Here is a 23353-nt window from a genome sequence, read left to right as displayed (position 1 = left end):
GTCGTGAACGCCGGGTCGCCGCAGCCGCCGCCTATCCTCGTTACTGACGGCCGGGAGCGGGAGGCAGGCATGACCGAGTCCGAGCCGCGAGACGCGCGGGGCACGATCCCGCGCTGGTTCGCTCGCCGCCCGCGGTGGGTGCGCGTCGTCCTCGGCACGGCCGCCCTGGTGCTCGGCGCCGTCGTGCTCGTGCGCCCGACCACCTCGTTGGGCGTGCTCGCGCTGCTGATCGGCGCGGGCGTGATCCTGACGGGCGTGCTGGAGCTCACGGGCGGCGGCGATGCCGGGCGTGCGCCGCGGTGGCGCGTCGCGATCGCGGCGCTGTGGATCGGCGCCGGCATCTTCATCCTGACGTGGCCGGGCCTGACCGTCCGGGTGCTCGCGCTCGTCGTGGCGGTGGGGCTCCTCGCGAACGGCGTGTTCTCGGTCGTGTCGGCCTTCTCGAGGCGTGCCTCCGTGGATGCCAGGATCGCGTCCGGCCTGCTCGGGATCGCGGGCGTGGTGTTCGGTCTGCTGGCGCTGCTGTGGCCCGACATCACCCTGCTGATCGTCGCGGCCGTCTTCGGGGCGCGGCTGATCATCGGCGGGGCGCTCGAGATATGGCAGACGCTGCGAGGCCGAACGCGCCGCGCGCCGCGCGCACCCCGGCGCTGGGTGCGGACCACCGCGGCGGTCGTCGCCGTGCTGCTCGCCGGCGGCGCGGCCTCCCTCAGTGCGACGCTGCGCGCCGGCTCGCCCGTCGTCGACGAGTTCTACGCCGCGCCCCGCACGGTGCCTCCGGATCCCGGCGAGCTCATCCGGGCAGAGAGCTTCACGCGGAAGGTGCCGACGGGAGCCCTCGCGTGGCGCATCCTGTACACGACGACGGACGGCGACGGCGCTCCGGCGGTGGCGAGCGGCCTGGTGGTCGTGCCGGCCGCCGGCGAGGGAGACTGGCCCGTGGTCGACTGGGCGCACGGCACCACGGGCTTCGCGCAGCAGTGCGCGCCGTCTCTTCTTCCGGAGCCGTTCGAGTCCGGCGCGTTCTTCCTGCTGGACGACGTCGTCGCCCGCGGATGGGCTCTCGTCGCGACCGACTACATCGGCCTCGGCACGCCGGGCCCGCATCCGTATCTCGTCGGCGAGCCGAGCGGGCGCGCGGTCCTCGACGCCGTGAGCGCCGCCCGCGACCTCGACGAGGCCCGCCTGGGGGCGCAGACCGTCGTGTGGGGCCACTCCCAGGGCGGCGCCGCCGCTCTCTGGGCGGGGGTGCTCGCGGCCCGCGGCTACGCCCCCGAGGTCCCTCTCGACGGCGTCGCGGCGCTCGCGCCCGCGGCCGATCTGCCGGGCATGGTGGGGGAGTTCGACCGGATCACCGGCGGAAGCGTGTTCGCGTCCTTCGTGATCGCCGCGTACGCGCAGCTCTACGACGACGTCGCGTACGGCCGGTACGTGCGGCCGGGCGCCGAGGTCGCCGTGCGGCAGATGGCCGGGCGGTGCCTGGCCGAGCCCAGCACCGGGGTGTCGGTGCTCGCCCTGCTCGGCATGCGACGGGATCCCGACATCTTCGCGGCCGACCCGACAACCGACCCCCTCGGGGCGCGTCTGCGCGAGAACATCCCGCCGGCGTCGATCGCGGCGCCGCTCCTGATCGGTCAGGGAGCGGACGACGAGCTGATCTCCCGTGCGGTGCAGGACGGCTACGTCGGCGGGCTCTGCGCCGCAGGACAGCGCGTGGACTACCGGCTGTACCCGGGCCGCGGCCATGTGCCGCTCGTCGAACCCGGCTCGCCCCTGGTGCCGGACCTGTTCGCGTGGACCGCGGCGCGCTTCGCCGGGGAACCCGCCGAGCCTGGCTGCCGCACCACCGAGCGCTGATCCCGCGCGCCTGCGGCGCACCGGTCTGGGCGCGCCGGGTGTCGCTCCCTGCCTCGCGGGGGTCGGCGCTTAGTCTCGGTACGCCATGATCCGGTTCGAACACGTCACCAAGCGATACCGGGGGACCGCGAAGCCGGCCCTCGACGATGTCGACTTCGAGGTCCAGCGGGGGGAGTTCGTATTCCTGGTCGGCGCATCGGGATCGGGGAAGTCCTCCTGCCTGCGTCTGATCCTGCGCGAGGACACGCCCAGCGACGGCCGCGTGGTCGTGCTCGGCCGCGACACGAAGACGCTCTCGCATCGCCGCACCCCGTACTTCCGCCGCCATATCGGGTCGGTCTTCCAGGACTTCCGGCTGCTTCCGGCCAAGACCGTCTTCCAGAACGTCGCCTTCACGCTGCAGGTGATCGGGTCCTCCCGCGCCTTCATCAAGCAGGCCGTGCCGGAGGCGCTCGAGCTCGTGGGCCTGGCAGACAAGGCCAAGCGCCTGCCGCATGAGCTGTCGGGCGGGGAGCAGCAGCGCGTCGCGATCGCCCGCGCGCTGGTCAACCGGCCGCAGGTGCTGCTGGCCGACGAGCCCACCGGAAACCTCGACCCGGCGACGTCCGTCGACATCATGATGCTGCTCGAGCGCATCAACGCGTCGGGCACCACGATCCTGTGCGCCACCCACGAGGCGACCTACGTCGACCAGATGCAGCGCCGCGTGCTCGAGCTGAAGGACGGTCGCCTGATGCGCGACGAGCGCCACGGCGGCTACGGCGACCGCTCGCACGTCAAGACGCTCGAGCCGCAGGTCGAGCGCGGAGCCGCCGCGGTCGCGGCGCTCACCGCCGTGCTCGAGCTGCAGCGCGAGATCACGGGCAATCCGTCGGGCGCGGTCGAGGAGACCGCGGCCGCCGAGCCCGAGGTGGTCCGGCCCGAGGTCGTCGAGGCCGCGCAGCGTCAGCTCTTCGCCGATCTGCTGACCGACGAGCCCCAGCCCGACGCGCCGGCCGCACCGTTCGCCGAGCCGGCGGAGGAGCCCCGGCCGGAGCCGGCCGCCGCCGACGAGGCGCCGCGGCCCGAGCCGCTCACGACCGAGCCGGCCGCGGACGCCGAGACGCCGGCGCCGCGCACGGGCGTCGTCCCGCTCCCGGACATCCCGCTCTCGGACGCGGACATGGCGGAGCTCGGCATGGCGGATCGCCTCGGGCTGCGCGATGCCGACGACGACGAGGTGGGTCCGACGACATGAGGCTGGGACTGATCCTGTCCGAGGTGCTGACGGGACTGCGGCGCAACGCGTCCATGGTCGTGTCGGTGATCCTCGTGACCTTCGTGTCGCTGACGTTCGTGGGCGCCGCGATCCTGATGCAGGCGCAGATCGCCACCATGCGCGACTACTTCGAGGACCGCGCGCAGGTCGACGTCTACATGTGCTCGTCGCTGTCGAACACCGACACCTGCACGGGCGGCACCGCCACCGAGGAGCAGATCGCCGCGGTGCAGGCCGAACTGCAGGGGGAGACCCTGTCGCCGCTGATCCAGGAGTCCTCGTTCCAGACGCCCGCCGAGGCCTACGCGGCGTTGATCGAGAACTTCCCGGAGAACGCCGAGGTCCTCACGGAGGAGCAGACCAGCGCGGTCTTCCACGTCACGCTGCTCGACCCCACGCGCTCCGACGTGATCGTCGAGGCCTTCAACGGGGTCGAGGGCGTAGAGCAGATCCGCGACCAGCTGCAGTACCTCGATCCGCTGTTCTCGGCGCTCACGATCGCGACGTACATGGCGGTCGGCATCGCGGCGCTCATGCTGATCTCGGCCGTGCTGCTGATCTCGACGACCATCCGGCTGTCCGCCTACGCGCGGCGCCGCGAAGTGGGCATCATGCGCCTCGTCGGAGCCTCGAACCGCTTCATCCAGACGCCGTTCGTGCTCGAGGGCGTGGTCGCCGCGCTCATCGGATCGCTGCTCGCGAGCGGCGCGGTCATCGCCGGCGTGAAGTTCGGCGTCGAGGGCTACCTGACCGAGCGCATGGGCACGATCCCGTGGGTCGGCCTGGGTGACGCCCTGCTCGTGGTGCCCGTGATCGTGCTGATCGGCGTCGTGCTGGCCGCGCTGTCGGCGGGCTTCGCGATCCGCCGCTGGCTGCGTGCCTGACGCCGGATCAGCAGGAGTCCGACCAGACGCGCCGCGGCGCGTCGGCGTCCGTGACGTCGTAGATCGCGTCGGCGGCCCCGCGGGGTGCGTCGTCGCGCACGTACCGCGCGCGCTCGGCGTATGCGTCGGGCGACAGCTCGGGGCCGCCCTCGAGCCAGATCCGGAAGTGCCAGGATCCGCGCAGCCGCAGCTGCAGCAGGAACCGGCCGTCGACGACGAGCAGCGCGTCGTCGGGGACGTCGGACCCGTCCGCCGCCGCGCCGCCGCGGAAGCGGGTCAGCACGTCGCGCACGCGGCCCGCCTCGGCGTCGGAGACGCCGGTCGTCTGGGCGGCGGCGCGGAAGACCGTCCGGTCGCGCTCCCGGAGCGCGGCGGCCAGCGCATCCGCGAACGCCCCGGTCGCGCCGGCCTCGGGGCCGTCGACCGCGATCAGGATGCGGCCGCGGCCGTAGTTGTTCAGGATCTCGGTCACGAGATCATCCAGGACGGATACGCCGATCACGTTCGCGACGCTAGCACCGCGCGGGCGCCGGGTGGCCCGCGCGTGTCATCCGCTCGTCTTGGGGATAGGATGGAGGGCTGTCCGTCGACAACGAGGAGGTGAGCACATGCCCCGCGAACAGGGTGAGAAGGTCGTCGCGACCAACCGTCGCGCGCGCCACGAGTACACGATCGAGAAGACGTACGAGGCCGGTCTCGTGCTCACCGGCACCGAGGTGAAGTCGCTGCGCCAGGGGCGCGCGAACCTCAGCGACGGCTACGCGTTCATCGACGGGGGAGAGGCCTGGCTCGACGCCGTGCACATCCCCGAGTACTCGCAGGGCACGTGGACCAACCATTCGTCCAAGCGCACCCGCAAGCTCCTGCTGCACAGGGAGGAGATCGTCAAGCTCAGCCACGCGGTCTCCGCCGGCGGCTACACGCTCGTGCCGCTGCGGCTCTACTTCCTCGACGGCCGCGCCAAGGTCGAGCTCGGCGTCGCGAAGGGCAAGCGCGAGTTCGACAAGCGCCAGACGCTGCGAGAGCGCCAGGACAAGCGGGAGGCCGAGCGCGCCATGCGCACCCGCAACCGGATGGGCGAATAGCCTCGCGCATGGGCGTGCGGATCGCGTTCGACTCGGAGGTCGTGCGCTGGGACGCGCGCACCGAGTCATGGTTCTTCGTGCACGTGCCGGCCGAGATCTCGAGCGACCTCCGCGAGCTGCCGGCCCCGCCGCGCGGCTTCGGCTCGCTGCGCGTGGAGGTGACGATCGGCGCCACGACGTGGCGCACGTCGATCTTCCCGGGACGCGACACGTACTCGCTGCCGCTGAAGCGCGCCGTGCGCGACGCCGAGGGCCTGTCCGAGGGCGACGTCGTGTCGGTGCACGTCGACGTGCTCGAGCTCTGACGGTTATCCACACCCCGCCGCGCCGGGCGGCGCGGTTTCCCTAGCCTCGTCCCGGAGGCATGGATGAGCGCAACCGCGGTTCTGCTGGCCGCATCGCACGCGGCGCTCCTCGTGGTGTCGCTCATCCTGATCCGCGTCGACATCCGCGAGCACCGCCTGCCCGACGCGATCGTGCTGCCGTCGGCGGTGGGCCTGGCCGGCGCGCTCGCTGTCGCTGCGGCCCTCGCAGGCGACACGACGCCGCTCGGCCGCGCCGCCGTGGGAGGGCTCGCGCTGTTCGGCCTCTACCTCCTGCTGCGGCTCGCGGTCCCCGCGGGGCTGGGCGGCGGAGACGTCAAGCTCGCGGCGCTGCTGGGCCTCCTGCTCGGCTGGCACGGCTGGATCGAGCTCGCCGCGGGAGCCGCCGCGGCGTTCGCGCTGGGCGGCGTGCACGCGATCGCGCTGCTCGCGACCGGCCGCGCGAGCCGCGAGACGCACATCGCCTTCGGTCCCTGGATGATCGTGGGCGCGTGGGCGGGGCTGCTCGCGTAGCGGCATGTCAAGCGCCTGCGCCCGTGCCGGAGCGCCGCTAACGTGAGGCGCATGGCCGGACTCATGGCGAAGCTGAAGGTCCTCATCGCGTGGGCGCTCGCGCGCAAGCTGGTCCGCGCCTTCCTGCTCTACTCGGAGCAGCAGGGCGCGCTGCTCGCCGGGGCGGTGACGTACCGGGCGCTGTTCTCGATCTTCGCGGGCGTGCTGCTCGGATTCTCCGTCGCGGCGATCTGGCTCGCCGGGCAGCCCGACCTCTGGCAGGCGCTGCTGTCGGCCGTGGACAACGTGATCCCGGGGCTCGTCGGCGAGGGCGGCCTGATCGACGCCGACCTCCTGCGCGAGCCGGCGAGCTTCACCCTCGCGGGCATCATCTCGCTGGTCGGTCTGGTGGGCGCCGCGATCGGCGCGGTCGGCGCGCTGCGCACGTCCATCCGGATGATGGCGGGCACGACGCACGCGACGTCGTCGCCGATCGTCGTGATCCTGCGCGACCTGCTGTTCGCGATCATCCTCGGCGTGCTCCTGATCGCCGCCGCCGTCACGACGTTCCTCGGCTCGGCGTTCGTCACCACGGTGCTCGACTGGATCGGCGCGGGGCAGACGGGCATCGCGGTCGTGCTGACCCGCTCGATCACCGTGCTCGTGACGCTCGCGCTCGACGCCATGATGATCGCGGTCATGTTCTGGATGCTGTCCGGCATGAAGGCCTCGCCGCGCAACGTCTGGGCGGGAGCGATCCTCGGCGCGATCGGGCTCGTCGTGCTGCAGCAGCTGTCGAGCCTGTTCGTCAGCGGAGCCGGATCCAACCCGCTGCTGGCCTCGTTCGCCTCGCTCATCGCCCTGCTGCTGTGGGTCAACCTCTCCGCGCAGGTCATCCTGATCGCCGCGGCGTACATCATCGTCGGCGCCGAGGAGCAGCACGACCGCGTGCACGCCCGGTTCGCGGCCGAGACGTTCGCGCAGCGCCGCGTGCGCCGCGCCGAGAGCGGGGTGCAGGCCGCCGTCCTGGAGCTGCGCGAGGCGCGCCAGGTGGAGGACAAGGAGCGCGAAGCGGACCTGCGTCAAGTCCGTGAGAGCCACGAGGCCGAGAGCTAGGGTGAGGAGCATGGCTATCGCACGACTGCACGGCGGACCCCTCGATGGACAGGTCCTGCCCCTGGAGAACGACGACCTCGAGCAGCTGATCCTGCCGTACTCGGAGGGTCAGCTGGTCTACGACCGCGACGGCGGCCCCGAGCACACGGGCGACGACGACGGCCCCACGGAGGTCGCCTTCCGCTTCACGGAGGAGCCGCAGGAGGTCACCCCCGACGACGACGACGTCCGGCCCGGCGAGTGACCCCGGATCCCGTCGCGCAGGGAGAGCCGTCCCGCTCCATCGAGGTCGAGCGCAAGTTCGACGTCGACGCCGGCACGCCCGTGCCGTCCTGGGAGAGCGTGCCCGGCGTCGCCCGCGTGACGGACGGGGAGCCGCGCCACCTGGACGCGCTCTATCTCGACACCGCCGAGGCCGTCCTCGCGCGCGCCGGCGTGGCGCTGCGGCGCCGTACGGGAGGTCCCGACGCCGGCTGGCACATCAAGGGACCGCTGGTCGACGGCGGCCGGACCGAGCTGGGCTGGCCGCTCGGCGAGACGGACGAGGTGCCGGAGGCCGTCGCGGCCGAGGTCGCGCGGTGGACGACGGATCCGCTCACGCCGCTCGCGCGCATCGTCAACGACCGCACGGCGTACGCGCTGCTGGATGCGGAAGGCGGCGTGCTCGCGGAGTTCGTCGACGACCACGTGCGGACCACGGATCTCCGCGCGGGCACCGAGCGCGAGTGGCACGAGTGGGAGGTCGAGCTCGGGCCCGCCGCCCCTGCGGCGCACGAGACGCGTGAGGTGTTCTTCGCGGCGGTCGAGGAGGCCGCGATCGCGGCCGGTGCCCGGCAGGCGAGCTCGGCGTCCAAGCTCGCACGCGCGCTCGGGCACTGACCCGCGGCACGACGAAGGCCTCCGGATGATCCGGAGGCCTTCGTCGTGGAGCCGGGAAGGCTCCTACAGGTTGATCATGTGACCCGCGAGGCCGTGGAAGGCCTCCTGCAGCGCCTCCGACAGCGTCGGGTGCGTGTGCACGTTGCGGGCGGCCTCGAGGGCCGTCAGGTCCCACTTGGCGGCGAGTGTCAGCTCGGGCAGCAGCTCGGAGACGTCGGGGCCGATCAGGTGGCCGCCGATGAGCTCGAGGTGCTCGGCGTCCGCGATCAGCTTGACGAAGCCGACGGGCTCGCCCAGGCCGTTCGCCTTGCCGTTGGCGCTGAAGGGGAACTTCGCGACCTTGATCTCGCGACCCTCGGCGCGCGCCTGCTCCTCCGTGAGGCCGAAGCTCGCGACCTGCGGCGAGCAGAACGTGGCGCGCGGCATCATCCGGTAGTCCCCGAGCGTCTGCGTCTCCGCCTTTCCGATCGTCTCGGCCGCGACGACGCCCTGCGCCTCGGCCACGTGGGCCAGCTGCAGCTTCGCGGTCACGTCGCCGATGGCGTAGATGCCCTCGACGTTCGTGCGCATGTGGTCGTCGATCTCGATCGCGCCGCGCTCGGTGAGCTTGACGCCCGTCGCCTCGAGGCCGAAGCCCTCGATGTTCGGCGCGAAGCCGACCGACATGAGCACCTTGCCGGCCGTGATCTCGCCCGGCTGGCCGTCGCGCGTCTCGTACGTGACGCGCACGGACGATCCGCCGTCCTCGACCGTCTTGACCGCGGTCGAGACCAGGATGTCGATGCCGTACTTCTTGTACTGCTTCTGGATCTCCTTGGAGACCTCGGCGTCCTCGTTCGGCAGCGCGCGGTCGAGGAACTCGATGATCGTGACCTTCACGCCGTAGTTCGACAGCACGTAGGCGAACTCCATGCCGATGGCTCCCGCGCCCACGATCACGACCGACTCGGGCAGGTCGCGCGTGAGGATCTGCTCCTCGTACGTCACGACGTTGTCGCTGAGCTGCACGCCCGGCAGCAGGCGCACCTTCGAGCCGGTCGCGATGATCGCGTTGTCGAACGTGACCTCCTCGGTCGAGCCGTCCGCCTTGGCGACCGAGATGGCCTTCGGGCCCGTGAAGGTGCCGCGGCCGTCGTACTCGGTGACCTTGTTCTTCTTCATCAGGAAGTGGATGCCCTTGACGTGCGTCTCCGCGACCTTGCGGCTGCGGTCGAACGCCGTGCCGAAGTCGAAGTGCACGTCACCCGAGATGCCGAACAGCTCGGCCTTGTGGGTGAAGGTGTGGGCGATCTCCGCGTTCTTCAGCAGCGCCTTCGACGGGATGCACCCGACGTTGAGGCAGACGCCGCCCCAGTACTTCTCTTCGATGATCGCGACATTGAGTCCGAGCTGCGCGCTGCGCACGGCCGCGACGTAACCGCCGGGACCCGCGCCGAGGATGACGACGTCGTAATGAGCCATGGCTCCAGCCTAGCCCGCGGCGGGAGCGCTCAGACCTGGTCGGGACGGTCCTCGTCGGGGGCGTCGTCGTCCGAGCCGCCACGTCCTCGCGTGACGAGCACGGCGATGAGCGCGCCCACGATCGCGATGCCCGTCACGCCCAGCAGGATCCACGGGAGGACCTCGCCGAACGACCGGTCGTGGTTCTCGCTCGGCGCCGGGGCCGCGGAGGCCGTCGTGGGCGCGGCGGAGGGCGCCTCTTTGGTCGGGGTCGGCGTGACCACGGGCTTCGGGGGCGGCGCGGTCTGGGTCTCGTCGTTCTCGGGCGCCACGCCGGTTCCCTCCGAGGCCGTCGTCACCGCGAACGAGTACGACCCCTCGGTCGGATGGCCGTCGCCCGAGACGACGTGCCAGTTGACCGTGTACGCGCCGGCCCCGACCGCCTCGCCGATCGCCTGGCGCACGACCGCGCCGTCGACGACCGCGTCCCCTTCCGACACGTCCTGCCCGGATGGGGAGATCACGTCGACGACGGTGTCCTGCGGGCTCATGGTGAGCAGGGCCGACGAGAATGACAGCGAGATCTCCTCCGGCATGGTCTCCACGGTCGAATCCGTGGCCGGATCCGTGCTGATCAGCGAGTCGTGCGCGGCGGCGGGGGAGGCCGCCAGCAGCACTCCGAGGCCCACGCTGAGCGCGGCGGCGCCTGTCACGACGAGGCGGTGCGGACGGGGGGAGCGTGCGACGGGCATACCGCCACGGTACCCGCGCGTGCTGATCGCGAGCCGCGATATCCGGCATCCGGCCCGTGACCGACTTGTGACCGGCGGAAAGCGATCGGTTAGGCTGGTCCGAAAGGAGGGATGACGCGTGTCACAGAACGAGCACGGCGCCGGTTCGCCGATCCACCGCGACGGCGATACGACGCGGTTCGGCTACGACGGCTCGGGCGATTCGACCCAGACGTTCGGGCACGACTCCGACCTGTCCTTCGTCCCGTTCGCGGGTGAGCTGAACGCCGCCGAGCGCGATGCGATCGCGGCTCTGCCCTCCGGGTCCGCGCTCCTGCTGGTGCGCTCCGGCCCCACGGCCGGCGCCCGCTACCTGCTCGACACGGACGTCACGACGGCCGGGCGTCACCCGGAGGCCGACATCTTCCTCGACGACGTCACGGTCTCGCGCCGTCACGCGGAGATCACGCGCCACCGCGCGTCGTTCGAGATCGTCGACCAGCGCTCGCTGAACGGCACGTACGTGAACGGCGAGCGGGTCGACCGCTCCGAGCTGCGCAACGGCGCCGAGGTGCGCATCGGCAAGTTCCGCCTCAACTTCTTCGTCTCGCCGCTGGATCGTCAGAACGGCTCGGGTCAGAACGGGACCGGATCGGGGCAGGTCGCCTGATGGCGGCGGCCGCCGCCCGCGAGCCTGCCTCCGCTGCACGGAAGGCGCCCGCGGGCCTTCTGAGCATCGGCCAGGTGCTGTCGAAGCTCACGCCCGAGTTCCCGGCCCTGACGTCCAGCAAGCTGCGCTTCCTCGAGGTGCAGGGCATCGTGAACCCGCAGCGCACGTCGTCGGGCTACCGCAAGTTCTCCCCCCAGGACCTCGAGCGGCTCCGGCTCGCGCTCACGCTGCAGCGCGATCACTACCTGCCGCTCGTGAAGATCCGCGACTACCTCGAGGATGTCGACGCGGGCCGCGCGCCCGCGAATCCGCAGGTCCCGCCGCCGTCGATCCACCCGGCCGTCCGGCGGCACACCCGCCAGGAGCTGCTGAGCGCCGCGGGAGCCGCGCCGCAGCTGCTGAACGACGCCGTGAGCACCGGGCTGATGAAGGCCGCCGACTCGTATGACGACCAGGCGCTCGCGCTGCTGCGCGCCCTCGTGGCGCTGTCGCGCCACGGTATCGAGCCGCGCCACGTGCGGGGGCTCCGGCAGAGCGCCGAGCGCGAGGTCGCGCTCGTCGAGTCCGCCCTGTCGGCGCTGCTGCGCCGCACCGACGCGGGCTCGCGCGCGAAGGCCAGCGAGCTCGCCCCCGAGCTCGCGTCGCGCCTGGACGAGGTGCGCACGATCCTGGTCAAGAACGCGCTCGGCCGCATCGTCGGCTGAGCACGTGGGCTTCAGGTTCAGGTCGAAGGTCACTCTTGTGTAACGCGACGGCGACACGCCACCCGGATCACACGGATGTCATTGCCGGGGTGTGGGGCCTCCCATACGGTGGAACTGCAATCACCCGAGGAGGATGGATTTATGAGCGCTGACGATCCCACCGGTCGCGGCATGACCGATCTCCTCTTCACCGACGGCCTGCCCGACCTCGACCCCGAGGCCGGCTACCGCGGCGCCGTCGCCGCCCGCGCGGCGGGCATCACGTACCGCCAGCTCGACTACTGGGCCCGCACCGAGCTGGTCGAGCCCACCGTGCGCAACGCGAGCGGATCCGGATCCCAGCGCCTGTACGGCTTCCGCGACATCCTCGTGCTCAAGCTCGTCAAGCGGCTCCTGGACACCGGCATCTCGCTGCAGCAGATCCGCACGGCGGTCGAGCAGCTGCGCGCCGCCGGCATCCGTGACCTCGCCGGCACCACGCTCATGAGCGACGGCGCGTCCGTGTACCTGTGCACGTCGAACGACGAGGTCATCGACCTCGTCAGCCGCGGCCAGGGCGTGTTCGGCATCGCGGTCGGCAAGGTCCTGCATGAGGTCGAGGCCACGCTGGTCGACTTCGAGGCGACCAGCCCCGACCAGGTGGACGAGCTCGCCCAGCGCCGCGCGAAGCGCACGGCCTAGTCTCCGGCTGCACAGCCCCGCGAGGCGGGGGATGAAACCGCACCGCCCCGCGCAGCGGAGGACTATTCCGCCTTGGCCTCTTCGGCGGGGTCCGTGATGCGGCCGGCGCGCATGATGCGGTCCAGCAGCGCGTCGAAGTCGGCGGCGAGCTCCTGAGCGGACTCGCCGGGCCACACGTGCAGCGGCTTGGCGGCGCCCTGCGCCTGCTGCAGCGACGTGCGCTCGGGCAGCTGCGGCTCGAGCACGAGCGGACCGAACATGTCGCGCAGCTCCTTGATGCGGAACTGGTGCTCGACCGACTGCGGGCGCACGCGGTTCACGACGATGCCGAGGGGCTGCAGACGGGGGGAGAGGCCGCGGCGGATCTCCTCGATCGCGCGCAGCGCGCGGTCGGCGGCGGCCACCGAGAACAGCCCGGGCTCCGTGACGACCATGACGCGGTCGGACGCGGCCCACGCCGTGCGGGTGAGGGCGTTGAGCGACGGCGGGCAGTCGATCAGCACGAGGTCGTACTCCGCCTCGATCGAGGCGAGCGCCTCCTCCAGCTTCCAGACGTCCGCGACCGTGGGGTGCGGGCCGTCGAAGTTGATGGCCGACGGGCTGCCGAGCATGACGTCGATCGTGCCGTCGTGCACGCGCGTCCAGCCGCTCGAGGTGATCGCCTGGCGGACGATCTTCTCCTTGGGGCTGGTCAGCACATCGGAGACGTTGAGACGGCCGGCGATCTGGACGTCCAGACCGGTCGAGACATCCGCCTGCGGGTCGAGATCGACCACCAGCGTGCGCAGCGATCGTGCGAAGGCGGCGGACGCGAGACCGAGGGTCACGGTCGTCTTGCCGACGCCTCCCTTGAGGGAACTGACGCTGAGTACGTGCACAATCCCCAACGTTACAACGCCCTATGCTGAGAGACACTTCAGGGAACACCAGTCCCTGACGCAAACGCTCTGGCGGCCCCCGAGTCGCCGAGGCGACGGCAGCGAGGCCCGGTGACATCCCCACGCGCCGGCGCCCCGACGGAAGGACCCGCATGTTCTCGAAGATCCTTGTGGCAAACCGCGGTGAGATCGCGATCCGAGCCTTCCGTGCGGCGTACGAGCTGGGCGCGCGCACCGTCGCGGTGTACCCCCACGAGGACCGCAACTCGCTGCACCGTCTGAAGGCCGACGAGGCCTACCGCATCGGCGAGGAGGGCCACCCCGTCCGCGCCTACCTCGACGTGGACGAGATCGTGCGCGTCGCGGTCGAGGCCGGCGCCGACGCGATCTACCCGGGCTACGGCTTCCTCTCCGAGAACCCCGAGCTCGCCGCGAAGTCCGCGGCCGCGGGCATCACGTTCATCGGCCCGTCGTCCACCGTTCTCGAGATGGCCGGCAACAAGGTCACGGCCAAGGAGCACGCCATCAAGGCGGGCGTGCCGGTGCTGCGCTCGACCGAGGCGTCGGATGACGTGGACGCGCTGGTCGCGCAGTCGGACGACATCGGGTTCCCGCTGTTCGCGAAGGCCGTCGCGGGCGGCGGCGGCCGCGGCATGCGCCGCGTGGAGTCCAAGGCGGAGCTCGCCCCGGCGCTGGCCGAGGCGATGCGCGAGGCGCAGAGCGCGTTCGGCGACCCGCGGATGTTCCTCGAGCAGGCGGTGCTGCGCCCCCGGCACGTCGAGGTGCAGATCCTCGCCGACAAGTCCGGGGCGACCGTGCACCTGTTCGAGCGCGACTGCTCCGTGCAGCGCCGGCACCAGAAGGTGATCGAGATCGCGCCGGCGCCGAACCTCGACGACGGGATCCGCTCCGACCTGCACCGCTACGCCGTCGCGTTCGCCGAGTCGATCGGCTACGAGAACGCCGGCACGGTCGAGTTCCTGCTCGAGACGGCGGGGGAGCGGACGGGCGAGGTCGTCTTCATCGAGATGAACCCGCGCATCCAGGTCGAGCACACCGTGACAGAGGAGGTCACGGACGTCGACCTCGTGCAGTCGCAGATGCGGATCGCGTCGGGCGAGACGCTCGCCGACCTCGGTCTGCTGCAGGATCAGATCCAGCTGCGCGGTGCCGCGCTGCAGTGCCGCATCACCACCGAGGACCCCGCGCAGGGCTTCCGCCCCGACACCGGCAAGATCACGACGTACCGCTCCCCGGGCGGCGCCGGCATCCGCCTCGACGGCGGCACGACGGCCGCCGGCTCGCAGATCAGCCCGCATTTCGACTCGATGCTCGCGAAGCTGAGCGTGCGCGGTCGCGACTTCGGCGCCGCGGTCGCCCGCGCGCGCCGCGCCCTGGCGGAGTTCCGCATCCGCGGCGTGGCCACGAACATCCCGTTCCTGCAGGCCGTGCTGGACGACCCGGCGTTCGTCGCCGGCGATCTGTCGACCTCGTTCATCGACGAGCGCCCGCAGCTGCTGCGCGGTCGCGTCTCGAAGGACCGCGGATCGAAGATCGTGAACTGGCTGGTCGACGTGACCGTCAACAAGCCGAACGGCGACAACCCGCTCGCGATCGCACCGGCCGCGAAGCTGCCGGCGGTCGACCTGAGCTCACCCGCGCCCGCCGGCTCCCGCCAGCGCCTGCAGGAGCTCGGCCCCGCCGGCTTCGCCAAGGCCCTGCGCGAGCAGACCGCGCTCGCCGTGACCGAGACGACGTTCCGCGACGCGCACCAGTCGCTGCTGGCGACCCGCGTGCGCACGAAGGACCTGGTCGCGGTCGCGCCGCACGTGGCGCGCCTGACGCCGCAGCTGCTCTCGGTCGAGGCCTGGGGCGGCGCCACGTACGACGTCGCGCTGCGGTTCCTCGCCGAGGACCCGTGGGAGCGCCTGGACAAGCTGCGCGAGGCGCTGCCGAACGTCGCGATCCAGATGCTGCTGCGCGGCCGCAACACCGTCGGCTACACGCCGTACCCGACCGAGGTCACGGACGCGTTCGTGCGCGAGGCCGCCGCCAGCGGCATCGACATCTTCCGCATCTTCGACGCGCTCAACGACGTCTCCCAGATGCGCCCCGCGATCGACGCCGTGCTCGGCACCGGCACCTCAGTCGCCGAGGTCGCCGTCTGCTACACGGGCGACCTGCTGAACCCGGCCGAGGACCTCTACACGCTCGACTACTACCTGCGCCTCGCAGAGCAGATCGTCGACGCGGGCGCGCACATCCTGGCCATCAAGGACATGGCGGGCCTGCTGCGCCCGGCCGCGGCCGCCAAGCTCGTGGGCGCGCTGCGCGAGCGGTTCGACCTGCCCGTGCACGTCCACACGCACGACACTCCGGGTGGTCAGCTCGCGACGCTGCTCGCCGCGAGCGCGGCCGGCGCGGACGCGGTCGACGCGGCGTCCGCTCCCATGGCGGGCACCACGAGCCAGCCGTCGCTGTCGGCCCTGGTCGCCGCGCTCGCGCACACCGAGCGCGACACGGGCATCGACCTGCAGGCCGTGTGCGACCTGGAGCCGTACTGGGAGGCCGTGCGCCACCAGTACCGCCCGTTCGAGTCGGGCCTGGACGGGCCGACCGGTCGCGTGTACCGCCACGAGATCCCGGGCGGCCAGCTCTCGAACCTCCGCCAGCAGGCGATCGCGCTGGGCCTCGCGGACGACTTCGAGCTCATCGAGGACATGTACGCCGCGGCGAACGACATCCTGGGCCGCGTGCCCAAGGTGACCCCGTCGTCGAAGGTCGTGGGCGACCTCGCGCTGCACCTGGCGGCGGTCAAGGCCGATCCGGCCGACTTCGAGGAGAACCCCCAGAAGTACGACGTGCCGGACTCCGTCGTGGGCTTCATGGCCGGTGAGCTGGGCGACCTGCCGGGCGGATGGCCCGAGCCCTTCCGCACCAAGGTTCTCGCGGGCCGCGACATCAAGCCCGGTGTCACGCCGCTCGAGGCCGACGACCGGGCCGCGCTGGAGGGCGACGCCGCGACGCGCCGCGCGACGCTGAACCGCCTGCTGTTCCCGCAGCCCACGAAGGCCTTCGAGGAGGCGCGCGAGACCTACGGCGACCTGTCGGTGCTCGACACGGCCGACTACCTGTACGGCCTCGAGCAGGGTGGCGAGCACGTGGTCGAGATCGAGCGCGGCGTGCAGCTGCACGTCGGCCTCGAGGCGATCGGCGAGCCCGACGAGAAGGGCATCCGGTCGGTCATGGCCACGCTCAACGGCCAGCTGCGTCCGGTGTCGGCGCGCGACCGCGGCATCGCGGTCGAGGTGCTCTCGGCGGAGAAGGCGGACACGTCCAAGCCCGGCCACGTGGCGGCGCCCTTCTCGGGCGTCGTGACGCTCAAGGTCGAGGTGGGAGACCGGGTCGAGCCGGGCCAGGCGGTCGCGTCGATCGAGGCCATGAAGATGGAGGCCGCGATCACGTCGCCGCACGGCGGGGTCGTGGAGCGGCTCGCGATCGCCTCCACCCAGCAGGTCGACGCCGGCGACCTTTTGGTCGTCGTCACCACCGGACAGTAATCTTGGGGGGCCCGGCCTGACCGGGCTCCGGGGCGGGAGGGGCTCGCCCGGTGGGGGAGAGCCCCCGTTGGAGTGAAGCCGCAGTGGTGAAGAAGATCACGACCGAATCCGATGACGTGCCGGCGGAGGGCGAGGACCACGGCGTCCTCGCCGACGCGGGACTCGACACGACCGCCATCGGCATCCTGGGCACGCACACCGCCCAGGTGCGCGTGGTGCTGCCGCACCTGACGGAGGAGTCCGACGACGAGGTCGTCGACGACGAGTTCGAGCCGGGAGACGTCCGCGCCGGCGAGATCGTGATCGAGCTGCCCGCCGAGCAGGTGGAGGAGGCGGCCGAGGCCTTCGCGGAGGCCCGCGAGACCGGCGAGGAGCCCGCCCTCACGGGCGAGATCGTCGAGGACGTCGTGGACGCCGTGCGCGATCGCCTGGGCGAGCGCGACGAGCCCGTCGCGGAGGGCGAGGTCATCGACGTCGTCGTGGTGCCCGTCACCTCGCACGAGGACGATCGCGCGCAGGACGACGAGGGCCAGGACCAGGACGACGAGGGCGCGCTCCTCGACGACGCGCACGTCGAGGACGCGCACGACGGCTCGGCGGACCCCGAGCACGCCCCGGAGTTCGTCGAGGAGTCTCCGGTCGAGGACGACCCCGACGAGACGGCCCTCGAGCAGCACGTCGCGGACGAGTACGTCGAGGACGAGCATGCGCCGGGCGCACCCGCGCAGCCCCCCGTGGACGGATGGCGCCTCGCGGCCGCCGAGCTCGCCGCCGAGCACGCCGCGCCCCAGCCGGAGACGGAACCGGAGACCGGGGCCGACGCGGAGGTCGAGCCCGAGGCCGACGCCTCGCCCGTGACCGCGCCGAGCGCCGTGGACAAGGCGAAGTCCTACGCCCGCATCTGGGCCGAGGAGACCGCGGCCCACCGCGCCGCCTCCGCCGAGCTCGCCACCCCGACCGACCCGCAGGGGGACGCGACGCGCACGGATGCGCCGCAGCCCCAGACGACAGGAGCCCTCACGATGACCGCGCGCCGCCTCGAGGATCTCGGCAAGAACGCGGAGCGCGAGTCCAGCGACCTGCTCACCGCCGATCGCGTCCTGAATCCGCACCGGGTCGCCCGGCCCGCGCCCGAGGGCGCCTGGAGCGAGTTCGTCTACGGCCTCACCGGCGGCCGCCTCAACCTCGGCGACAGCCGCAAGGTGCGCGCGCGCAAGGCGCTCGACGCGCGCGTGGCCGCACCGCTCGCGGGCGAGACGCGCTTCGTGCCGATCCTGAGCCGCAAGGGCGGCGTGGGCAAGACGACGGTCACGACGCTCCTCGGCATGGCGCTGGCGAACGGCCGCGACGACCGCGTGATCGCGATCGATGCGAACCCCGACCGCGGCACGCTCGCCGACCGGATCGGCAAGCGCACGGAGAAGACCGTGCGCGACCTCGTGCACCGCTCGGGTGAGATCCGCGGCTTCAACGACATCTCCCGCTTCGTCGCGCGCGACGAGACCCGCCTCGACGTGCTCGCATCCGACCCGGATCCGCGGATCGCGGAGGCATTCGGCGAGGACGACTACCGCACGGTCGCCGACGTCGCCGAGCACTTCTACTCGCTCGTGCTCACCGACACCGGCACCGGCATCATCCACTCCGTGATGAGCGCGACGCTCTCGCACGCGGACCAGCTGATCATCGTGACGGGCCTGAACCTCGACGAGGTGCGCCTCGCGTCCGAGACCATCACCTGGCTGGAGTCCAACGGCTACGAGCAGCTCGCGCGTCACGCCATCGTGGTGCTGAACCAGCAGTCCGAGGGCACGCCGATGGTGCGCCTGAACGAGCTCGAGGTGCACTTCGGCAGCCGCGTGCGCGCCGTCGTGCACCTGCCGTACGACCGTGCGCTCGCGACCGGCGCGGCGATCGTCTACCGCGACCTGCAGCCCCAGACGCGCGACGCCGCCCGCGACCTCGCCGCGCGCGTCGTCGACGGCCTGCGCGAGGGCCGCGCCGCGTGACCGCGCGCGACATCCGCCTCTACGGCGACCCGGTGCTGCGCACGCCCGCGGCCGAGATCACCGCGATCGACGAGGGCGTGCGCGCCCTCGTGCAGGATCTGCTCGACTCGGTCGCGCTGCCCGGCCGCGCCGGCGTCGCCGCCCCGCAGATCGGCGTGGGCGTGCGCGCGTTCAGCTACAACGTGGACGACGTGATCGGCTACATCCTGAATCCGCGCGTCGTGGAGGTGCGCGGCGAACCCGAGCTCACGGGCGAGGGGTGCCTGTCGGTGCCGGGCCTGTGGCACGACACGCCGCGCCACCCGTACGCGCGCGTGGAGGGCATCGACCTCGACGGCGAGCCCGTCGTGCTCGAGGGCGAGGGGCTCATGGCGCAGATGCTGCAGCACGAGACCGACCACCTCGACGGCGTGGTCTACCTGCAGCGACTCCGGAAGGACGAGCGCGCCAGGGCCATGAAGGCCGTCCGCGAGAGCGACTGGTTCTGAGCCGTTTTTCCGGCTTCGCCGGGTAGTGCATCGTGCGTCATCGATCACCTCGCCCGACGCTTCGCGCCGGGACTCGGGATCGATCGCTGTCGCTGCGCTCCATCGACGGGGGATGTCGCGTTTCTTGAGATGGCCGGCATTCGCCTGCGGCTCAACGCTCGCGTCGCTCGCACAGGGGCACATCGCTCGCTTCGCTCGTACGAAACAAGGAGGCCCGATCCGCCCTGCGCGGATCGGGCCCTCTTTCCTGTGGTGATCAGCCGGCGACCGACAGGTTCGTCGTGGCGTCCTTGGCGGCGTAGAGGTCCTCGATCTCGTGCGAGAAGTCCTTCATGATCTCCGCGCGCTTGATCGACATCTTCGGCGTGAGGTGGCCCGTGGCCTCCGTCCACTCGGTGCCGAGGATGACGAACTTGCGGATGGACTCCGCGCGCGACACGCGCGTGTTCGCCTCGTCGATCGCGCGCTGCACCTCGGCGCGGACCGTGGCGTTCCTCGCGGCCTGCTCGAGCGTGAGGTCCCCACTCTCGCCGTGCGTGGCGAGCCAAGCCGGCAGCATCTCGGGGTCGAGCGTGATCAGCGCCGAGATGAACGGCTTCTGATCGCCCACCACGACGACCTGCCCGACGATCGGGTTCGCGCGGATCGGGTCCTCGAGCGCGGCCGGGGCGACGTTCTTGCCGCCGGCCGTGACGATGATCTCCTTCTTGCGGCCCGTGATCGTGAGGTAGCCGTCGGCGTCGAAGGATCCGAGGTCGCCGGTGCGGAACCACTCGCCGTCGAACGCGGCGGCCGTGGCCTCGGGGTTCTGCCAGTACTCGCGGAACACGTTGACGCCCTTGACCTGGACCTCGCCGTCGTCGTCGATGCGGATGCCGACGCCGGGGAGCGTCGGGCCGACCGTGCCGACCTTCAGCAGCTCCGGGACGTTCACGGTCGCCGGGGCGGTGGTCTCGGTCAGGCCGTAGCCCTCGAGGATCTTGATGCCCAGGCTGTGGAAGAAGTGGCCGAGACGTGGGCCCAGGGGAGCGGAACCGGACACGGCGTACTGCACGCGGCCGCCCATGAGCTCCCGCAGCTTCGAGTAGACGAGCTTGTCGAACAGCGCGAACTTGATCCGCAGAGCCAGGCCGATCTTCTCGCCGTCCTGCAGGCGGCGGGAGTGCTCGATGGCGGTGCTCGCCGCGGCGCGGAAGATGCGGCCCTTGCCCTCCGACTCGGTCTTCTGCTCCGCCGAGTTGTAGACCTTCTCGAACACGCGCGGCACGGCCAGCAGCAGCGACGGCTTGAACGAGCCGAGCGTCTTGACGAGGTTCTTCGTGTTCGGCTCGTGGCCGGTCTTCACACCGGAGTGGATGTAGAGCACCGACATGAAGCGCGCGAACACGTGCGCGGTCGTGATGAACAGGACCGTCGACGCGCCCTCCTGGCGCAGGACGCCGGCGAGGGCCGTGTCCGCGTTGCGCGCCGTGTCGACGAAGTTGCCGTGCGTCAGCACGCAGCCCTTCGGGCGTCCGGTCGATCCCGACGTGTAGATGATCGTCGCGACGTCCGTGGCCTTCGCGATGCCGCGGCGGCGCTCGATCTCGGCGTCCTCGACGGCCGCGCCGTCGGCGCTGAGGGTCGCGACCACGCCCTCGTCCATCCGCCACGTGGTCCGGATGAGCGGCAGCTCGTCCGCGACCGTCTGGAACGACGCGAAGTGCTCGGCCGTCTCGAGGATCAGGCCCACGGCGCCGGAGTCGGACAGGATCCACTGGATCTGCGCGGGCGAGCTGGTCTCGTAGACGGGCACCATGGTGGCGCCCGCGTAGAACAGCGCGAAGTCCACGAGGGTCCACTCGTAGGTGGTCTTCGCGAGGAAGCCGATCCGCTCGCCGGGCTGGACGCCCGCGGCGACGAAGCCCTTCGCGAGCGCGACGACCTGGCGCTCGAACTCGGCGGCCGTGACGTCGCGCCAGCCGTCGCCGTCCGGGACGGCGAAGATCGCCTTGTCAGGGGTGGCCCGGACCCGCTCGGCCAGCAGGCCCGCGATGTTCAGGTCGGGGTCGGTGGGGACGATCTGGGGTGTCGAGAATTCGATCACGGCAACTCCTTCGGTACCGGACAGGTCTTTGCGGGTCCGGTCGATTCTAGTGTCCCTCTAGACTCTCCCCGTGTTCTATTGGCTGGTGAAGTACATCGTGGTCGGGCCGATCGTGAAGGCGATCTTCCGTCCATGGATCATCGGCGCCGAGAACATCCCGCCCACGGGCGGCGCGATCCTGGCCAGCAATCACCTGTCGGTCGCCGACTCGGTGTTCCTCCCGCTCATGATCGAGCGGCAGATGACGTTCCTGGCCAAGGCCGAGTACTTCACGGGCAGGGGACTGAAGGGCTGGGCCACCAAGTGGTTCATGAAGGGCACCGGCCAGATCCCGATCGACCGCTCGGGCGGGTCCGCCTCCGAGGCCGCGCTCAACACGGCGCTGCAGGTGCTGGGACGCGAGCAGCTGCTCGGCATCTACCCGGAGGGCACCCGCAGCCCCGACGGCATCCTGTATCGCGGACGCACCGGCATCGCGCGCATGGCCCTCGAGGCGAAGGTCCCCGTGATCCCCGTGGTCATGGTCGACACCGACACCATGATGCCGATCGGGACGACCCTCCCGCGCGTGCAGCGGGTCGGGATGGTGATCGGCGAGCCGCTCGACTTCCGCCGCTACGAGGGCATGGAGAACGACCGCTACATCCTGCGCTCCGTGACCGACGAGATCATGGTCGCGCTGCAGCTGCTCGGCCAGCAGCGGTACCACGACGTGTATGCGTCGTCGGTGAAGAGGCAGCGCGCCGCCGGCGCCGAGGCCGTCGAGCCCCCGCAGGCCGTGGCCGATCCGCCCGAGGCCGTCGTCACGGACTGACGCGCGGTCCTCGGCACCTGCCGTGCGGCACTAGCATCGAGACATGCAAGACACGGCTCTCCTCGATCCGAGCGCTCTGGATGCCTGGCGCTCACTTCCGATCAAGCAGCAGCCGGAGTGGCCGGACTATGCCGAGGTCGAGCGCGTCTCGGCCGAACTCGCCCAGCAGCCGCCGCTCGTCTTCGCGGGCGAGGTCGACAGCCTGAAGGACCGCCTCGCGCAGGCCGCCTCGGGTCGCGCGTTCCTGCTGCAGGGCGGCGACTGCGCCGAGACGTTCGCGGGCGCCACGGCCGACAAGATCCGCAACCGGGTCAAGACGCTGCTGCAGATGGCCGTCGTGCTGACCTACGGCGCCTCGATGCCGGTCATCAAGATGGGCCGGATGGCGGGCCAGTTCGCCAAGCCCCGCTCGAGCGACTCCGAGACGCGCGGCGACGTGACGCTGCCGGCGTACCGCGGGGACATCGCGAACGGCTATGACTTCACGAGCGGCTCGCGCACGCCCGATCCGCAGCGGCTGCTGAAGGCGTACCACACGTCGGCGTCGACGCTGAACCTGATCCGCGCGTTCACGCAGGGCGGCTTCGCCGACCTCCGCGAGGTGCACTCGTGGAACAAGGGCTTCGCCCAGAACCCCGCCAACCAGCGCTACGAGCGCCTGGCCGCCGAGATCGACAGGGCCATCAAGTTCATGGAGGCGGCGGGCGCCGACTTCGACGAGCTCAAGCGCGTCGAGTTCTACACGGGCCACGAGGGCCTGCTGATGGACTACGAGCGCCCCCTCACGCGCATCGACTCGCGCACCGGCACGCCGTACAACACCTCCGCCCACTTCGTGTGGATCGGCGAGCGCACCCGCGACCTGGACGGCGCGCACGTCGACTACTTCTCGCGCATCCGCAACCCCATCGGCGTCAAGCTCGGCCCCACGACCAGCCCCGACACGGCGCTCGCGCTGATCGACAAGCTCGACCCCGAGCGCGAGCCCGGGCGCCTGACGTTCATCACGCGCATGGGGGCGGGGAAGATCCGTGACGCGCTGCCGCCGCTCCTCGAGGCCGTGAAGGACTCGGGCGCGACGCCGCTGTGGGTGACCGACCCGATGCACGGCAACGGCATCACGACGCCCACGGGCTACAAGACGCGCCGCTTCGACGACGTGATCGACGAGGTGCGCGGATTCTTCGAGGCGCACCGCGCGGCCGGCACGTACCCGGGAGGCATCCACGTCGAGCTCACGGGCGACGACGTCACGGAGTGCCTGGGCGGTTCCGAGCACATCGACGAGGCCACGCTCGCGACGCGCTACGAGTCGCTGTGCGACCCGCGCCTGAACCACATGCAGTCGTTGGAGCTGTCGTTCCTCGTGGCCGAGGAGCTCGAGAAGCGCTGACCCGT

The 23353-nt window shown here is 71.5% G+C and carries 22 protein-coding genes; 17 read left to right on the top strand and 5 right to left on the bottom strand.

What is annotated here, in order from left to right; genetic code table 11:
• The first annotated feature begins 69 nt into the window (after window positions 1-69).
• The 3 genes from AAD528_RS03570 (at window position 70) to ftsX (ending at window position 3999) form a co-directional block, all read left to right on the top strand.
• Window positions 70-1857 (top strand): lipase family protein, encoded by a 1788-nt coding sequence (locus AAD528_RS03570; protein WP_345750645.1) that lies wholly within the window; start codon window positions 70-72, stop codon window positions 1855-1857.
• Between the two features lie 85 nt (window positions 1858-1942).
• A complete protein-coding gene (gene ftsE, locus AAD528_RS03565; RefSeq protein ID WP_345750644.1) occupies window positions 1943-3094 on the top strand; it encodes a cell division ATP-binding protein FtsE in 1152 nt (383 codons plus the stop codon).
• Window positions 3091-3999: a permease-like cell division protein FtsX gene (ftsX, locus tag AAD528_RS03560; protein WP_345750643.1), complete on the top strand. Its 909-nt coding sequence runs from the start codon at window positions 3091-3093 to the stop codon at window positions 3997-3999. The genes ftsE and ftsX overlap by 4 nt, the downstream gene beginning before the upstream one ends.
• 7 nt (window positions 4000-4006) lie before the next feature.
• Here the strand turns inward: ftsX and AAD528_RS03555 are convergent, their stop codons facing one another.
• Entirely contained in the window at window positions 4007-4501 is a 495-nt protein-coding gene (locus tag AAD528_RS03555; RefSeq protein ID WP_345750642.1) for a nucleoside/nucleotide kinase family protein, read from the bottom strand.
• A gap of 106 nt (window positions 4502-4607) precedes the next feature.
• Between AAD528_RS03555 and smpB the strand changes: the two genes are divergently transcribed.
• From smpB to AAD528_RS03525, 6 genes are all read left to right on the top strand, one after another.
• On the top strand, window positions 4608-5084 hold the full coding sequence (smpB, locus tag AAD528_RS03550; protein WP_345750641.1) for an SsrA-binding protein SmpB: 477 nt from the start codon (window positions 4608-4610) through the stop codon (window positions 5082-5084).
• Window positions 5085-5092: 8 nt separating this feature from the next.
• The gene (locus AAD528_RS03545; RefSeq protein WP_345750640.1) at window positions 5093-5389 is read left to right on the top strand and encodes a DUF1905 domain-containing protein; all 297 of its coding nucleotides are present in this window, start codon (window positions 5093-5095) and stop codon (window positions 5387-5389) included.
• Between the two features lie 63 nt (window positions 5390-5452).
• Window positions 5453-5920, top strand: a complete 468-nt coding sequence (locus AAD528_RS03540; protein WP_345750639.1) for a prepilin peptidase — start codon at window positions 5453-5455, stop codon at window positions 5918-5920.
• A gap of 51 nt (window positions 5921-5971) precedes the next feature.
• Window positions 5972-7015, top strand: a complete 1044-nt coding sequence (locus AAD528_RS03535) for a YihY/virulence factor BrkB family protein (RefSeq protein WP_345750638.1) — start codon at window positions 5972-5974, stop codon at window positions 7013-7015.
• 10 nt (window positions 7016-7025) lie between these two features.
• A complete protein-coding gene (locus tag AAD528_RS03530) occupies window positions 7026-7259 on the top strand; it encodes a response regulator (RefSeq protein WP_345750637.1) in 234 nt (77 codons plus the stop codon).
• Window positions 7256-7894, top strand: coding sequence for a CYTH domain-containing protein (locus AAD528_RS03525; RefSeq protein WP_345750636.1), 639 nt, complete (start codon window positions 7256-7258; stop codon window positions 7892-7894). The genes AAD528_RS03530 and AAD528_RS03525 overlap by 4 nt, the downstream gene beginning before the upstream one ends.
• Window positions 7895-7957: 63 nt before the next feature.
• Here the strand turns inward: AAD528_RS03525 and lpdA are convergent, their stop codons facing one another.
• Both lpdA and AAD528_RS03515 read right to left on the bottom strand, forming a co-directional pair.
• Window positions 7958-9355, bottom strand: a complete 1398-nt coding sequence (gene lpdA / locus AAD528_RS03520; protein WP_345750635.1) for a dihydrolipoyl dehydrogenase — start codon at window positions 9353-9355, stop codon at window positions 7958-7960.
• Window positions 9356-9384: 29 nt separating this feature from the next.
• A complete protein-coding gene (locus tag AAD528_RS03515; protein WP_345750634.1) occupies window positions 9385-10086 on the bottom strand; it encodes a copper resistance CopC family protein in 702 nt (233 codons plus the stop codon).
• 118 nt (window positions 10087-10204) lie between these two features.
• On the opposite strand from AAD528_RS03515, the gene AAD528_RS03510 reads away from it, so the two are divergent.
• The 3 genes from AAD528_RS03510 (at window position 10205) to AAD528_RS03500 (ending at window position 12120) form a co-directional block, all read left to right on the top strand.
• Window positions 10205-10735 (top strand): FHA domain-containing protein, encoded by a 531-nt coding sequence (locus AAD528_RS03510; protein WP_375339572.1) that lies wholly within the window; start codon window positions 10205-10207, stop codon window positions 10733-10735.
• Window positions 10735-11439: a transcriptional regulator FtsR gene (gene ftsR / locus AAD528_RS03505; RefSeq protein ID WP_345750633.1), complete on the top strand. Its 705-nt coding sequence runs from the start codon at window positions 10735-10737 to the stop codon at window positions 11437-11439. The genes AAD528_RS03510 and ftsR overlap by 1 nt, the downstream gene beginning before the upstream one ends.
• Before the next feature lie 141 nt (window positions 11440-11580).
• Window positions 11581-12120, top strand: coding sequence for a MerR family transcriptional regulator (locus AAD528_RS03500; protein WP_345750632.1), 540 nt, complete (start codon window positions 11581-11583; stop codon window positions 12118-12120).
• A 62-nt stretch (window positions 12121-12182) separates the two neighbouring features.
• Here the strand turns inward: AAD528_RS03500 and AAD528_RS03495 are convergent, their stop codons facing one another.
• Window positions 12183-12998: a ParA family protein gene (locus tag AAD528_RS03495; RefSeq protein WP_345750631.1), complete on the bottom strand. Its 816-nt coding sequence runs from the start codon at window positions 12996-12998 to the stop codon at window positions 12183-12185.
• 152 nt (window positions 12999-13150) lie between these two features.
• Between AAD528_RS03495 and AAD528_RS03490 the strand changes: the two genes are divergently transcribed.
• The 3 genes from AAD528_RS03490 (at window position 13151) to AAD528_RS03480 (ending at window position 19055) form a co-directional block, all read left to right on the top strand.
• Window positions 13151-16558, top strand: a complete 3408-nt coding sequence (locus AAD528_RS03490; RefSeq protein ID WP_345750630.1) for a pyruvate carboxylase — start codon at window positions 13151-13153, stop codon at window positions 16556-16558.
• A gap of 86 nt (window positions 16559-16644) precedes the next feature.
• Window positions 16645-18567: a MinD/ParA family ATP-binding protein gene (locus tag AAD528_RS03485; RefSeq protein WP_345750629.1), complete on the top strand. Its 1923-nt coding sequence runs from the start codon at window positions 16645-16647 to the stop codon at window positions 18565-18567.
• A complete protein-coding gene (locus AAD528_RS03480) occupies window positions 18564-19055 on the top strand; it encodes a peptide deformylase (protein ID WP_345750628.1) in 492 nt (163 codons plus the stop codon). Before AAD528_RS03485 ends, AAD528_RS03480 begins: the two co-directional genes overlap by 4 nt.
• A 256-nt stretch (window positions 19056-19311) precedes the next feature.
• Here the strand turns inward: AAD528_RS03480 and AAD528_RS03475 are convergent, their stop codons facing one another.
• The gene (locus AAD528_RS03475; protein WP_345750627.1) at window positions 19312-21141 is read right to left on the bottom strand and encodes an AMP-dependent synthetase/ligase; all 1830 of its coding nucleotides are present in this window, start codon (window positions 21139-21141) and stop codon (window positions 19312-19314) included.
• Between the two features lie 70 nt (window positions 21142-21211).
• On the opposite strand from AAD528_RS03475, the gene AAD528_RS03470 reads away from it, so the two are divergent.
• Window positions 21212-21955: a lysophospholipid acyltransferase family protein gene (locus tag AAD528_RS03470; RefSeq protein ID WP_345750626.1), complete on the top strand. Its 744-nt coding sequence runs from the start codon at window positions 21212-21214 to the stop codon at window positions 21953-21955.
• A 43-nt stretch (window positions 21956-21998) separates the two neighbouring features.
• On the top strand, window positions 21999-23348 hold the full coding sequence (locus AAD528_RS03465; RefSeq protein WP_345750625.1) for a class II 3-deoxy-7-phosphoheptulonate synthase: 1350 nt from the start codon (window positions 21999-22001) through the stop codon (window positions 23346-23348).
• Window positions 23349-23353: the final 5 nt, after the last annotated feature.

The sequence above is a fragment of the Microbacterium rhizophilum genome (assembly GCF_039605615.1).
Classification (GTDB): Bacteria; Actinomycetota; Actinomycetes; order Actinomycetales; family Microbacteriaceae; genus Microbacterium; species Microbacterium rhizophilus.
This window is presented reverse-complemented; position numbering and strand designations above follow the sequence as displayed.